Source organism: Propioniciclava soli (assembly GCF_038502305.1).
GTDB lineage: Bacteria > Actinomycetota > Actinomycetes > Propionibacteriales > Propionibacteriaceae > Propioniciclava > Propioniciclava soli.
Genome location: NZ_CP115965.1, coordinates 2,777,487 through 2,791,281 on the forward strand (window position 1 = coordinate 2,777,487; position 13,795 = coordinate 2,791,281).

14 protein-coding genes and 1 pseudogene are annotated in these 13,795 nt (G+C 70.1%); 8 read left to right on the forward strand and 7 right to left on the reverse strand.

Features of this window, described 5'->3' with window-relative positions; translation table 11 throughout:
• Positions 1-4: 4 nt before the first annotated feature.
• Both PCC79_RS12520 and PCC79_RS12525 read right to left on the reverse strand, forming a co-directional pair.
• On the reverse strand, positions 5-268 hold the full coding sequence (locus PCC79_RS12520) for a hypothetical protein (protein WP_342372025.1): 264 nt from the start codon (positions 266-268) through the stop codon (positions 5-7).
• Positions 265-717, reverse strand: a complete 453-nt coding sequence (locus PCC79_RS12525) for a hypothetical protein (RefSeq protein ID WP_342372026.1) — start codon at positions 715-717, stop codon at positions 265-267. The genes PCC79_RS12520 and PCC79_RS12525 overlap by 4 nt, the downstream gene beginning before the upstream one ends.
• Before the next feature lie 1,041 nt (positions 718-1,758).
• On the opposite strand from PCC79_RS12525, the pseudogene PCC79_RS17425 reads away from it, so the two are divergent.
• From PCC79_RS17425 to PCC79_RS12540, 3 genes and pseudogenes are all read left to right on the forward strand, one after another.
• Positions 1,759-1,926, forward strand: a pseudogene (locus PCC79_RS17425) (DUF5324 family protein); the annotation flags it as partial.
• 150 nt (positions 1,927-2,076) lie between these two features.
• Positions 2,077-2,598 carry a hypothetical protein gene (locus PCC79_RS12535; RefSeq protein WP_342372028.1) on the forward strand — a complete coding sequence of 174 codons (522 nt, stop codon included), beginning with the start codon at positions 2,077-2,079 and terminating at the stop codon, positions 2,596-2,598.
• Between the two features lie 9 nt (positions 2,599-2,607).
• Entirely contained in the window at positions 2,608-3,264 is a 657-nt protein-coding gene (locus PCC79_RS12540; protein ID WP_342372029.1) for a hypothetical protein, read from the forward strand.
• Between the two features lie 17 nt (positions 3,265-3,281).
• Here PCC79_RS12540 and trpD read toward each other — a convergent pair whose 3' ends face one another.
• Both trpD and PCC79_RS12550 read right to left on the reverse strand, forming a co-directional pair.
• A complete protein-coding gene (trpD, locus tag PCC79_RS12545) occupies positions 3,282-4,316 on the reverse strand; it encodes an anthranilate phosphoribosyltransferase (RefSeq protein ID WP_342372030.1) in 1,035 nt (344 codons plus the stop codon).
• Positions 4,313-4,723, reverse strand: coding sequence for a response regulator (locus tag PCC79_RS12550; protein WP_232548545.1), 411 nt, complete (start codon positions 4,721-4,723; stop codon positions 4,313-4,315). The genes trpD and PCC79_RS12550 overlap by 4 nt, the downstream gene beginning before the upstream one ends.
• A gap of 278 nt (positions 4,724-5,001) precedes the next feature.
• On the opposite strand from PCC79_RS12550, the gene PCC79_RS12555 reads away from it, so the two are divergent.
• From PCC79_RS12555 to PCC79_RS12575, 5 genes are all read left to right on the forward strand, one after another.
• The gene (locus PCC79_RS12555) at positions 5,002-5,628 is read left to right on the forward strand and encodes a heme-copper oxidase subunit III (protein WP_342373625.1); all 627 of its coding nucleotides are present in this window, start codon (positions 5,002-5,004) and stop codon (positions 5,626-5,628) included.
• A 29-nt stretch (positions 5,629-5,657) separates the two neighbouring features.
• Positions 5,658-6,458, forward strand: a complete 801-nt coding sequence (locus PCC79_RS12560; RefSeq protein WP_342372031.1) for a cytochrome c — start codon at positions 5,658-5,660, stop codon at positions 6,456-6,458.
• Entirely contained in the window at positions 6,455-7,528 is a 1,074-nt protein-coding gene (locus tag PCC79_RS12565; RefSeq protein WP_342372032.1) for a ubiquinol-cytochrome c reductase iron-sulfur subunit, read from the forward strand. Before PCC79_RS12560 ends, PCC79_RS12565 begins: the two co-directional genes overlap by 4 nt.
• Positions 7,528-9,231, forward strand: coding sequence for a cytochrome b (locus PCC79_RS12570; RefSeq protein ID WP_425325637.1), 1,704 nt, complete (start codon positions 7,528-7,530; stop codon positions 9,229-9,231). Before PCC79_RS12565 ends, PCC79_RS12570 begins: the two co-directional genes overlap by 1 nt.
• Before the next feature lie 70 nt (positions 9,232-9,301).
• Entirely contained in the window at positions 9,302-10,762 is a 1,461-nt protein-coding gene (locus PCC79_RS12575; protein WP_342372033.1) for a GuaB1 family IMP dehydrogenase-related protein, read from the forward strand.
• Positions 10,763-10,933: 171 nt separating this feature from the next.
• Here the strand turns inward: PCC79_RS12575 and PCC79_RS12580 are convergent, their stop codons facing one another.
• The 3 genes from PCC79_RS12580 to coxB are packed head-to-tail and all read right to left on the reverse strand — an operon-like array spanning position 10,934 to position 13,771.
• Entirely contained in the window at positions 10,934-11,362 is a 429-nt protein-coding gene (locus PCC79_RS12580) for a cytochrome c oxidase subunit 4 (protein WP_232548542.1), read from the reverse strand.
• The gene (gene ctaD / locus PCC79_RS12585; RefSeq protein WP_342372034.1) at positions 11,362-13,077 is read right to left on the reverse strand and encodes a cytochrome c oxidase subunit I; all 1,716 of its coding nucleotides are present in this window, start codon (positions 13,075-13,077) and stop codon (positions 11,362-11,364) included. The genes PCC79_RS12580 and ctaD overlap by 1 nt, the downstream gene beginning before the upstream one ends.
• Before the next feature lies 1 nt (position 13,078).
• Positions 13,079-13,771 (reverse strand): cytochrome c oxidase subunit II, encoded by a 693-nt coding sequence (coxB, locus tag PCC79_RS12590; RefSeq protein WP_332836174.1) that lies wholly within the window; start codon positions 13,769-13,771, stop codon positions 13,079-13,081.
• Positions 13,772-13,795: the final 24 nt, after the last annotated feature.

A 13,795-nucleotide genomic window follows, 5' to 3' on the forward strand; every position in this document is an offset into this window, starting at 1 on the left:
CCCGTCAGTCTGGCTCTCCGCCAGCCTCGCATCGATTCGACTCCACGACCGGCACGCGCACCTCCTCGTCCTGGTCGAGCAACCTGTCGCACAGGGCGGACGCCGTCGCCACCTCCGCGACGGTGAAGAACCGGATGGCCGGCGGTGGCCCCATCCGGGCGGCCACCACGGCCGTCGTCGCGGCGTCCCAGTGCGGGGACAGGGCCATGACGTCCAGCCCCGGGTAGCGGCCCCCACCGGCCCCCGGGGACAACTCCAGGCCAGTCACTGTTCCCGCCGCAGGATCGCTGCGAGCAGACCCATGCCACCCACCATGGTCATCATCAGGGGCGCCACCACGGGCGGGCCCATCTCCATGTTGTACCGGGCGTTGCGCCAGCCACCGGGCTTTTGGGCCACGCCGCGTACGTGGAGGTACGTGCCCTGGAGGCCGTTCAGGACGATGGCCGCCGAGGCGATGGGCAGCAGGGTCTTGGCCATCCGCTTGTTCGCGAACCCCGCCACCCCGGCCACCGCGCCGACCGGGCCCAGCACCACGGGCGCCCACATCCACGGATTGCCGAAGCTGGCACGGTCGTGCTCCAGGTAGATCTCGGCGGCGGTCACGAGGGCCCCGGCGGCGGTCAGCGCCGACAACGCCCGTTCGAAGTGCCCGGTCTCGATGTTTCGGACCAGGCGGTCAACACCAACATGGCTGGATCCGTTCTTCACGCGCATCGGGGGATCCTCTCGAGGGGGGCGAGAAAGTCGTGCCGAAGTGTGCGCTCGTCAATCTGCCACCGTCCGCCACCCCACCGCAACCCCCCAGAACCCTCGAATCACAAGGCCGGGTACGCCGGAGCCCGGTGCCGGGGGACGGTCCCCCCGCACGTTCGCGCCGCGCCACCCGTTGTTGCGCGCAGCGCCCACCGACTACGGTGGATCGCACGCGACTACGCGAACCCAACCACATACGGAGGAACCGTGAGGAAGAGCAAGCTCGAACGCGCTGTCGGTGACACCACCCACGCCGCGAATGATCTCGGCAAGGACGCCCTCGCCCAGGCCCAGGCGTACCTGAAGCAGGCCCAGGACTACCTGGCCCCCCGCGCGGAGGACGCCTACAAGACGGCCCGTGACTACGCCGAGGACACCCGCAAGAAGGCCGCCGGCTTTGCTGCGGACGCCGTGGACGCTGCGCGCCCGCACATCGACGAGGCCCTCGACCGCGTCGGCCCGGCCGTCGACGACGCCTACCAGAAGGTGGCGCCGGTCATCGACAACGCCCGCGGCAAGGTGCAGTACGGCCTCATCCCCTGGCTGAGCACGGTGCTGCACGACGCCGCCGACACGACGTCGAAGTTCGAGCTGCCCGAGGTTCCCCGCCACGTCGTCCCGCAGAAGAAGAAGTCGGTGTGGGGCACGATCGGCAAGGTTCTGCTCGCCAGCGGCCTGTTGGCCGCCGCCGCCTACGGCATCAAGCGCTTCCTGGCCCCGGCCGAGTCGGGCTGGCAGGCCCACGAGCCGAGCACGCCCTACGTGCCGACGACCGCGCAGAACCTCGCCGACGACCTCACCGAGGTTGATGACGCAGACGCTGCGGCGCCGTTCCTGGCCGACACGGCCGTGGTGACCGAGGAGGTCGTCGAGGAGCCGGTGGTGACCGAGGTCGTCGAGGAGCCGGTGACCGTCGAGGAGACCACCGAGACGGTCGTCGACGACACCGACGCCCCGGAGGGCGATGCCGACCCTTTCGTCGATAGCCCTCACGGTGAGGGGTCCTACGTCGGGACCAACCCGCCGGAGGGCTACGTGATCAAGGGCAACGAGCGCTCGATGAAGTTCCACGTGCAGGGCAACGGGGGCTACGAGCGCACGATCGCCGACGTGTGGTTCAACAGCGAGGATGCCGCCGAGGCGGCGGGCTTCACCAAGGCCCAGCGCTGACCTGACGACGCGACCCCGAGGGGGGCGTGGCCGCGTGCCACGCCCCCCTCGTCGCGTCCCGGGGGGCCTCCAGAAAAAACTGGCCCCGAGTGCTCACAATCCGCCCACGGGGCGGGCCTTGTTCGGGTGAGAGCACTCAGGAGGTCTGCCATGAGCACCACCCGTCACCCCGGCGACGCCCACCCCTACGCGTGGGTGGATGCCGCCCCGTTCCGCGCCCACCTCCTCCACGTCAGCACCATCGCCGGGCTGCCGTGGCAGGTCGTCGCCCTGAGCGCCGGGGTGTCCATCAGCACCGCGACATCCCTGGTCCAGGGTCGCAACGGACGCCGGCTGCGCCGCCTCCCGCGGCACGCGGCCCACCTGCTGTTGGCGGTGACGCCCCAGAACGTCACCGCCCTGTCGCACACGTGGGTCGGGGGTGGCCGTACGCGGCAGCGGCTCGCGGAGCTGGCGCGGCGCGGGCACGACCCCCACGAACTCGCCGTGCACATGGGCGTGCCGAAGGAGGTCACCACCGCGTTGCTGGCCGGGGCCAACGGACCCGTGACCAACGCGTGGGCCTACGGCGTGCTGGCCGCCCACGAGCTGATCGACAAGTCGGCGCTGGGCGCGGCCGGACGCGACCGAGGGGTGAGCGCTCGGCCGGCCGCGGTCGCGTCGGCAGCCTAGGCTCGGGCCGTGCCGTGGCCATCGCTCCTGACCGCCGTGGTGACCGCTGCGGTCACCACCGCAGCGACGCCGTGGGTGCTGCGCCGCCTCCCCCGCCCGCCGGAGGCACCCGACTACCCGGCTCTCGCCACGCCGCGACTCCTGGTGGCGGTGGGCGCGCTCACCCTCGTCGTCACGGGGCTGGTCACCTGCCTCACCCCCGTGGCCCACTGGCTGGCGTGGGCATCGCTGGCGGTGGTGAACGTCTGGGCGGTCGTGATCGATGCGCGCACCACCTGGCTCCCCGCGGCACTCTCCCGCATCGGCTGGGGGGTGGCCGCCGTCGGTGTGGCGACGGCAGCGCTCGTGCGCGGCGAGCTCGGCCCCGTGGGGGCGGCGGCGCTGGGTGCCGTGACCGTGGGCGGCTTCTTCCACGCCGTGTGGGCGTGGACGCGTCAGGTGGGGTACGGCGACGTCCGCCTCGCCGCCACGATCGGTGCCGTGGCCGCACTCGAGGGGGGCGTCACCCTCACCGCCGCGGCGGTGCTGGCCGGCACGTGCGCCGGCGCCGTCTGGGGCCTTGCGCACCGGGCCGGGCGCCACACCGGCCCGTTCCCGTACGGCCCGGGCCTGTGGTCTGGCCCCTTCCTCGCCCTCGTCTGGTGGGCGGTGTCGGGCGCGCTCTGAAGGGCGACGCCGCGCGCTCAGGCTTGGGTTGCAGCCACCCAGCGTTCGAGCAGGGCGACCGCCGCCCCGGAGTCGACCGCTTCCGCGGCGCGCGCCAACCGGGGAGCAAGCAGGTCGGCCAGGGGAGCGCTCGCGTCCGGCCCGTCGAAGGCCAGCAGGCCGGCCGCAGCGTTGAGCAGCACGATGTCACGCACGGGGCCGGTCGCGCCGGCCAGGGTGTCGCGCACCACGGCGGCGTTGTGGTCCGGGTCGCCGCCGACGAGGTCGTCGGGCTGTGCGCGGGGCAGCCCCAGATCGGCCGGGTCGAGCCGGGTGCGGGTGACGTCACCGTCGGCCACCACCCACACGTCGCTGGCAGTCGTGGTGGTCAGCTCGTCGAGCCCATCGCCACCGTGGAACACCAGGCCGCGCGCGCCGCGTCCGGCCAGCACGTCGGCCATGAGCGCGGCCATCCGGCCGTCGGCCACCCCCAGGGCGGCGGCACGCGGGCGGGCGGGGTTGGCCAGCGGCCCCAGGTAGTTGAAGGGAGTACGAATGCCGAGCTCGCGCCGGGGAACGGCGGCGTGACGCAGCGAGGGGTGATAGACGGGAGCGAACAAGAAGACGATGCCGGCGGCGTCGAACACGGCCCGCTGCCGCTCAGGCTCGAGGTCCAGCGTCACGCCGAGCGCCTCGAGGCAGTCCGCCGTGCCGCAGGCCGAGGAGGCCGCCCGGTTGCCGTGCTTCACGACCCGCGCGCCCGCCGCCGCGGCCACGATGGCCGCCATGGTCGACACGTTGACGGTGTTCGCGCGATCCCCACCCGTGCCGACGATGTCGACCGCTTCGGACGGCAGCGCGACGGGTCGGGCGTTGTCGAGCATGCCGGACACGAGGCCCGACAGTTCGTCGGCGGTGACGCCCTTGGACTGCAGCGCCACCATGAACCCGGCGATCTGGGCCGGCGTCGCCTCTCCGGAGAGCACCTGGTTCATCGCCCAGGCTGCTTGCCCGGCGTCCAGGTCGCCGTGTCCGACGAGATGGGAGAGCAGGTCGGGCCAGCCGGGGGTCACGACGCGGACGCCTCCCGGGCCAGCCGCGCGCGCAGCAGATCGGCGGCCGCCGCGGGCAGGCGGATCGGATCGACGGGGTACGACACCACCGCGTCGGCGCGCGACCAGGTGGCCAACCAGGCGTCCGCCACGCGGGCCACCAGCAGCAGCACGGGCGGGCAGTCGGGGGTCTCGTCCTTGACCTGCCGGCAGAGCCCCATGCCGCCGGCCGGGGTGGCTTCGCCGTCCATCACCACGAGATCGAAGCCGCCGGCGTCCAAGGCCTTGCTGACGGCCTGGTGGGTGGCGCACTCGGTGATCACCACCGCGGGCACGTCGGCCGCCACGCGGCGCCCGAGCGCCAGCCGAATGCTCTCGCGCACGGTGCGATCGTCGGAATACACCAGAATGCTGGCCTGGTCGGTCATGGCGTCCTCACTGTCGGGCAGGGTCGAGGCTCATGCTATCCCGACCCGGGCTTCCGGGTCGTCCGCACCCGCGCGGGGCCCCCGCACATAACGAACACCCAACTATTTCGCCCGGAACCGCCCCTACGACGTGACCGCGACAGGGTCGAACGGTAATAATGGCGCCCGTGGCGAACATTTCCAGTGCGAGCGCGACCGTGGCCCTGCCCCCCGGCGCCGTCCATCCGGTGCCTGCTGCACGCCTCCACGGCGTCAAGGGACGCCCCGACATGGTGGCGATCGGCACCCTGATCTGGCTGGCCAGCGAGCTGATGTTCTTCGCGGCGCTGTTCGCGGCGTACTTCTCGCTGCGCGACCACACCAACGCCACCGCCGCCGCCACGGGCCAGCAGAGCATGTGGGAGTGGGGAACCTCCCACTTCCTGACCGATCCCGTGGTGTTCGGCCAACAGTGGCCGTGGTTCTCGATGATCAACACCACGATCCTGGTGCTGAGCTCCGTGACCTGTCAGATCGGCGTGTTCCGTGCCGAGAAGGGACGCGTGGGCCGCACGGGCAGCATCGCCAACGTCGCTGCCTGGGGCATGCGGGAGTGGTACCTGCTCACGTTCGTCATGGGCGCCATCTTCATCGGGGGTCAGGCCTACGAGTACACCCTCCTGGTCTCCGAGGGATTCGTGCTGTCCACCAACGCGTACACGGGGGCGTTCTTCCTCGCGACGGGCTTCCACGGTCTGCACGTCCTGGGTGGCCTCATCGCCTTCCTCGTGCTCATCGGCCGCACCTACGTCGCCCGCACCTTCACCCACGAGCAGCGCGTCCACGCGATCGTCACCTCCTACTACTGGCACTTCGTCGACGTCGTGTGGATCATCTTGTTCGCGGTGATCTACCTCATCCGCTGACCGCCCCGACCGAAAGGCGCACCACGCTCATGCGACCTCCACGCACCCGACGGCGACACCGGGCGGCCCGCCCCGCGGCCCTCGTCCTCGCACTCATCCTCTTCGGCTCGCTCTACGCCGCGTTCGTCCCGTCCACCCAGGTGGCGGCGGACACGGGCATGTCGGGTCAGGTGGCCGAGGGCAAGGCTCTCTACCAGGTCACCTGCTCCTCCTGCCACGGCCTGAACGGTGAGGGTTCCTCGCAGGGCCCGACGCTGGTCGGCGTCGGCGCCGCCGCCGTCGACTTCCAGATGAGCACGGGCCGCATGCCGATGGCCCGCCCCGCCCAGCAGGCCCCCCGCCGGCCCAACACCTACTCGGCCGAGGAGATCGCTGCTATCTCGGCGTATGTGGCCTCCCTCGGCCCCGGCCCGGCGGTCCCGAACTCGTCGCAGTACGACTACAGCACGCTCACCGATGACGAGATCGCCCGCGGCGGCGAGATGTTCCGCACCAACTGCTCCGCCTGCCACCAGGCCGCCGGCGTCGGGGGTGCCCTGCCCAACGGCAAGTACGCCCCGCCGTTGACCGGTGTCGAGCCCCTGCACATCTACGAGGCCATGCGGACCGGCCCGCAGCAGATGCCGGTGTTCTCCGAGGGCGCCATCCCGGACGAGGACGTGGCGGCCATCATCGGCTACCTCAAGACCATGGAGGAACAGCCCACACTCGGCTTCACCCTGGGTGGCTTCGGTCCCGTCACCGAGGGCCTCGCCGTCTGGATCATCGGTATCGGCGGGCTGAGCCTCGTCGCCGTGTGGATCGCATCCCGAGGAGCGCTGAAGCGATGAGCAGCACCGAACACACCAGCCTCGCCCCCGTCGAGGACGACGCCCGCCTGCCTGTCGCCGACCCCGGTCTCGGTGAGCACGTCGAGCGCTACACCGACACCGATCCAGCGGCGGCCCGCCGGGCGTACCGCCAGGTCGTCACCATGTTCGGCCTCGTACCGCTGCTGGCCATCGCGTTCGTCGTGGTCTACTTCGCGGTGCCCCAAGACCTGTGGGTGCCTCTCCTCGGCACCCACTGGCCGCTGAACAACCTGCTGTTGGGGCTCACGGGCGGCCTCGCCGTGTTGCTGGTCGGCCTGGGTGCCGTCCACTGGGCGCGCCAGCTGATGAGCGACCACGAGATGGTCGAGGAGCGCCACCCGGCCACCTCGGACGCCGCCACGCGGGCCGCCTTCGCCGAGAAGGTCAATGCGGGCGTCGTGGACGCCGGTGTCTCCCGCCGCGGCATGCTCCTGGGCAGCTTCGGTGGTGCCCTCGGCATCCTCGCCGTCCCGGCGCTCGTGACGCTCGCCGACATGGGGCCGTGGCCGACCGCCGCCGTCCGCCGGGAGACCATCGAGAAGACGCTCTGGACCGAGGGTGAGGTGGTCGTCAACGACGTCAACGCCAAGCCGCTGCGCCCAGAGGACCTGGAGATCGGCCAACTCGTCAACGCCGAGCCGGCCAGCCTGTTCGACCTCAACGGCCACGACTACCTGACCGAGAAGGCCAAGTCGGCCCTCATCGTGGTGCGGATGGATCCCAACCGGATCCAGATTCCCGAATCCCGCCGCGACTGGCAGGTGGGCGGCATCCTGGCCTACAGCAAGATCTGCACCCACGTCGGCTGCCCCATCACCTTGTGGGAGCAGCAGACGCACCACGTCCTGTGCCCCTGCCACCAGAGCACGTTCGACCTCGGCAACTCCGGTGTCGTCGTGTTCGGTCCGGCGGCCCGGTCCCTGCCCCAGCTCCCGCTGCGGGTCAACGCCGAGGGCTACCTGGTGGCCCAGAGCGACTTCACCGTGCCGGTGGGTCCGAGCTTCTTCGAGCGCGACTCCCGCAACGACTACCAAGAGGGTGATCAGTGATGGCCAGGCCCGCTGAAGTTGTACCCACCCCCGCGGCCCCCGAGCCGCGGGACACCACCGGAGCCACCGTCGCGCCGCCGCAGCGGGCGATGCCGCGCGGGACGACGTGGCTCGACGAGCGCGTCGGCCTCGCGAAGCTCGGCAAGGCGGGGCTGCGCAAGGTGTTCCCCGACCACTGGTCGTTCCTGCTGGGCGAGGTCGCGCTGTACGCGTTCGTCGTCCTGCTCATCACCGGCATCTTCCTCACCATCTGGTTCCGACCGTCGATGGCCGAGATCGAGTACGCCGGCACCTACGAGCTGATGCGCGGGCGTCACGTGTCGGAGGCGTTCGCCTCGACGCTGGACATCAGCTTCGACGTGCGCGGTGGCCTCCTCGTGCGCCAGATCCACCACTGGGCGGCCCTGTTGTTCGTGGCGGCCGTGACCGCCCACATGCTGCGCGTCTTCTTCACCGGTGCCTTCCGCAAGCCGCGCGAGGTCAACTGGCTGATCGGCGTGGGCCTCATGGCCACGTCGCTGATCGCGGGCTTCTCGGGCTACTCGCTGCCGGACGACCTGCTCTCCGGCACAGGCCTGCGCTTCGTGGACGGTCTGATCCGTTCGATCCCCGTCATCGGCACGTGGGCCGAGTTCTTCGTGTTCGGGGGCCAGTTCCCGGGCGAACTGCTGATCTCGCGGCTCTACATGGTCCACATCCTGCTGGTGCCGGCCATCATCCTCGGGTTGATCTCGGCCCACCTGGCGCTCGTGGTGTACCACAAGCACACGCAGTTCCCCGGCCCGGGCCGCACCGAGGGCAACGTCGTGGGCTACCCGCTGTTCCCGGTGTACATGGCCAAGGCCGGCGGTTTCTTCTTCATCGTCTTCGGTGCCCTGATCCTGATGGGTGCCACCCTGTCGATCAACCAGGTCTGGCTGTACGGGCCCTACAACCCCGCGCAGGTCACCGCCGGCTCCCAGCCGGACTGGTACATGGGCTGGCTGGAGGGTGCCCTGCGCCTCATCCCGCCGGGATGGGAATCCCACTGGGGCGGTACGACGTGGACGTGGGCGGTGTTCCTGCCCGGCGTGGGACTCATGGGCCTGCTGTTCACGGTGCTCGCCCTGTGGCCGTTCGTCGAGGCGAAGCTGACGGGCGACACGAGTGAGCACCACCTGCTCGACCGCCCCCGCAACGCCCCGACCCGCACCGCCCTCGGCGTGGCAGGCATGGCCTGCTACGGCATGTTCTGGATCAACGGCGCCAACGACATCATCGCGACGCAGTTCAACGTGTCCCTGAACGCGGTCACCGTGGCCATCCGGGTGTTGGTCTTCGTCGCTCCTGTGATCGCCTTCATCGTCACCCGGCGCATCTGCCTGTCGCTGCAGCGCGCCGACCGCGAGCGCGTCCTGCACGGCAGCGAGTCCGGCATCTTGGTTCGCGATCCCGAGGGAGGCTACGCCGAGGCCCACGCACCCATCTCGCAGGAGGAGGCCTTCGCCCTCACCCAGCACAAGCAGTACGAGCCGCTGGAGGCGAGCGAGACCGAGGACGAGCAGGGCGTCCGCCGTCGCGACCCCAACGCGGTCTCCGGGTTCACCGCGCGCATGTCGCGCTGGTTCGTGGGCGACGACGTGCGCAAGCCGACCGCGGCCGAGATCGAGGAGGCGCACCACCACGACGCCTCCGATGACGACAAACCGCGTCAGCTCGTCTGAGCCGCGCGGCGAAGGCCCCCACCCGGAACACCGGGTGGGGGCCTTCGGCGTTCACCGGTAGCATGGGCGGGTGCGCTTCACGACCGGCAGGCCCGACTTCGACCTCACCTACGACGACGTCTTCATGTCGCCGACGCGATCGGCCATCCGCAGCCGCATGGACGTCGACCTCTCCTCCACCGACGGCCTCCGGTTGCCGATTCCCCTCGTGGTCGCGAACATGACGGCCATCTCCGGGCGGCGCATGGCCGAGACGGTGGCCCGCCGCGGCGGGCTCGCCGTGATCCCTCAAGACCTCTCGGCTGCGGTCGCCACGCGGCTCATCACGAAGGTCAAGAGCGCACACGTGGTCTTCGACACGCCGATTCACGTGACCCGCGACACCACGATCAGTGAGGCGCTCGCCCTCATTCCGAAGCGCGCCCACGGTGTCGCCGTCGTGCTCGACGACGAGCGCCGACCCGTCGGGCTCGTCTCCCCCTCCGACGGCGACGGCATGGACCGGTTCGTGCCCGTCCACGAGCTGATGACCACCGACCTGACGGTCGTGGGGGCCGACACCTCGCCGAAGGATGTGTTCGCCAAGCTCACCGAACGTCGTCATCGCCTCGCGTTGGCCACCGACGGCGACGGGCGGCTGGTCGGCGTCCTGACGCTGAAGGGGGCCATGCGGTCGGCGATCTACTCCCCCGCTGTGGACGCGGCCGGGCGCCTCCGCATCGGCGCGGCGGTCGGGATCTCGGGGGACGTGGAGGAACGCGCTCGGGCGATGCTGGACGCCGGCGCGGACGTGCTCGTGCTCGACACGGCGCACGGACACCAGGACCGCATGCTCGAGGCCATCCGCCTCGTGCGCACACTGCGGGACGCCCACGCCGCAGCCGGTGGCCCCCGGGTGCCCCTCGTCGGCGGCAACGTGGTGACCGCGGAGGGCACGGTGGACCTGATCGAGGCCGGGGCGGACATCGTCAAGGTGGGCGTCGGGCCGGGTGCGATGTGCACCACCCGCATGCAGACCGGCGTCGGACGCCCCCAGTTCTCGGCCGTGCTCGACTGTGCGGCGGCTGCGGCCGAGATGGGCAAGGCGATCTGGGCCGACGGCGGCGTCCGTCACCCCCGCGACGTCTCCTTGGCGCTCGCGGCCGGCGCCGGCGCGGTCATGATCGGCTCGTGGTTCGCCGGCACCTACGAGTCCACCGGCGTCATGAACGTCGCCCCGGACGGCCGCGCCTACAAGGAGAGCTTCGGCATGGCGTCCGCCCGCGCCGTCCGCGCGCGCACCCAGGAGCAGAGCTTCTTCGAGCGTGCCCGGGCCGGTCTCTTCGAGGAGGGCATCTCCTCCTCGCGGATGTACTTGGACCCCGGGCGCCCCGGCGTGGAGGACCTCATCGACTTCATCACCTCCGGCGTGCGCTCCTCCTGCACCTACGCGGGAGCCAGGACGCTCAAGACGTTCCACACCCGGGCCAACGTGGGCGTCCAGAGCCGCTCAGGTTACGAAGAGGGCCGGCCCCTGCACCAGTCCTGGTAGCGGACCTGTGCGCCCCCCACGGGCCCACACCGGCCCGCGCAGGCCCCTACAGGATCCCCCGGGGCTTCAGAGCACCCCAGAGGTGTTCGCAGAGCACATCGCCCCGGGCGGGCCGAAGCCGCCCGGGGCGATGGCGCGTGATGGCGCGGCCCTCGCAGCGAGGGGTGGTGATCAGTGGCGGTAGTCGCCGACGTAGAACTCGTACGCCCAGCCGAACACGGTCCAGATGCCGACCGCGACGCCAATCAGCGAGATCCACCAGCCGAAGACCGGGCCCAGCAACAGCAGCATGATGGCGATGGCCGACCAGAACGGCACCAAGCTCTTCGGCGGGAAGAACCCGAGGGCACCGACGCCGTCGATGATCTCGGCGTCCTTCCGGTCCTCGGGGCGGCCGGGCTGGTTGCCCCGGGTCAGCGTCCGCCCAGTGATGGCGAACGTGCCCCAGATCATGGCCGAGAACAGCAGCGTCAGGGCGAGGACGGTGGTGCCGATGGGCTCGAGAGCGCCGTCCAGCCACCAGGTGACACCGGCGTAGGCTGGCGTGACGACGCCGAAGAAGATGACCAGGAACAAAAAGACGCGGGCTTCGGTCCTCATCAGTTGGTCTCCTCAGCGTCGCCGTGCACCAGATCCTCCTGCAACGGGTTCACCCGGTGCGGGCCCTGCTGGGCCGCCTCCGGATGGTACAGGTCGAACGCCGGCGACTCCGAGCGGATGCGCGGCAGCTTGGTGAAGTTGAACCGCGGCGGCGGGCAGGACGTCGCCCACTCCAGCGACCGGCCCCAACCCCAGGGGTCGTCAACGGTCACGCGCGGGGCATTCTTGTGGCTCGTGTAGACGTTCCACAGGAACGGCAGCATCGAGACGCCGAGCAGGAAGGCGCCGACGGTGGAGACCTGGTTGAGGAAGGTGAACCCCTCGCCCGGCAAATAGTCGGCGATGCGCCGCTGCATGCCCTCGATGCCCAGCCAGTGCTGGACGAGGAACGTGGTGTGGAAGCCGACGAACACCAGCCAGAAGTGCAGCTTGGCCAACGGCTCGTTGAGCATGTAGCCGTACATCTTCGGCCACCAGAAGTAGAACCCGGCGAACATCGCGAACACCACGGTGCCGAACAGCACGTAGTGGAAGTGCGCGACCACGAAGTAGGTGTCCGACACGTGGAAGTCCAGCGGCGGGGACGCCAGGATGACGCCGGTCAGGCCACCGAACAGGAACGTGGTGAGGAAGCCGATCGACCACAGCATCGGGCTGTCGAGCCGGACGGAGCCGCCCCACATCGTGCCAATCCAGTTGAAGAACTTCACGCCGGTCGGCACCGCGATGAGGAATGTCATGAACGAGAAGAACGGCAGGTTCACCGCGCCGGTCACGAACATGTGGTGGGCCCAGACCGAGATCGAGAGGCCGCCGATGGACAGCGTCGCGGCGACGAGGCCGACGTAGCCGAACACCGGCTTGCGGCTGAACACCGGCAGGATCTCGGTGATGAGGCCGAAGAACGGCAAGGCGAGGACGTACACCTCGGGGTGGCCGAAGAACCAGAACAGGTGCTGCCACAGCATGGCGCCGCCCGTGGCCGAACCGAGGATGTGCGTCCCCAGCACGCGATCGCTCAGCAGCACCAGCAGGCCCGCGGCCAGCACCGGGAACACGACCAGCACGAGGATGGAGGTGACCAGGATGTTCCAGGTGAAGATCGACATGCGCCACATGGTCATGCCGGGGGCGCGCATGCAGACGATGGTCGTGATGAAGTTGACCGCGCCGACGATCGAGCTCAGGCCCAGCATGTAGAGGCCGACGAGCCAGAGGTCGCCGCCGACTCCGGGCGAGTTCACCGCGTCCGAGAGCGGCACGTAGGCGAACCAGCCGAACGACGCGGCGCCGTCCGGGCTGAGGAAGCCCGCGCACGCGACGAGGGAGCCCACCAGGTAGAGCCAGTAGGCGAACATGTTGAGGCGCGGGAAGGCGACGTCCGGGGCGCCGATCTGCAACGGCAGCAGCGCGTTGGCGAACGCGGCGAACATCGGCGTCGCGAACATCAGCAACATGATCGTGCCGTGCATCGTGAAGAGCTGGTTGAACGCCTCGTAGTTGAAGTACTGGACGCCGGGGAACGCCAGCTCGGCGCGGATGCCGAGGGCCAACAGGCCACCGAGCCCGAAGAACGCCAGGGCCGTCCAGATGTACAGCTTGGCGATGACCTTGTGGTCGGTCGTCGTCATGTAGCTCATGACGAGGGCGCCAAGGTTCTGGCGCCGAGCGGGGCGTGCGACGGTGGCACCGTCGACGCGTGCAGCCGTGGTCATGTCAGCCCTCCGTCCTGGGGCCGGAGCCCGGGAATTCCGGAACCCCTTCGAGCCCCGCATTGCCTGTCTCCGCGAGCTCGGTGATGCGCGCGTTGTACTCCTCGACGCTCACGACCTCCACGTTGAAGACCATGGCGGCGTGGTACGTGCCGCACAGTTCGGCGCACTTGCCGAGGTAGGTGCCCTCGGTCGTCGGCGTCACGTCGAAGCTGTTGTGCCGCCCGGGGACCACGTCGAGCTTGAAGTAGAAGCCCGGGATCCAGAACGAGTGGATGACGTCAGCCGACTCCAGGTTGAACCGCACCGGCTCGTTCACGGGCAGCACCAGGGTGGGGATCTGCTCGATGGTGCCGATCGTGTGGGCGTCCGACCCGATCTCGGGGTTGTCGGCCTCGCGGTAGTTGAAGGTCCAGGACCACTTCTGGCCCACGACGTCGATCTCGTGCACCACGTCGGGGGAATCCTTGGCCAGCACCGCGTTCTGGCTCTGCACCGTGAAGAAGAACAGCACCCCGATGATGAGGAACGGCACCAGGGTGTAGAGGATCTCCAGCGGGAGGTTGTACCGCGTCTGGCGCGGCAGCTCGTCGTCGCTGCGGCGCCGGTAGCGGAAGATCACCCAGCCGATGAGGCCCCACACGAAGACGCCGATCACCATCGAGGCGATCCAGGCGCCGTTCCACAGGTTGCCGATGAACGGGGCACGATCCGAAATGGG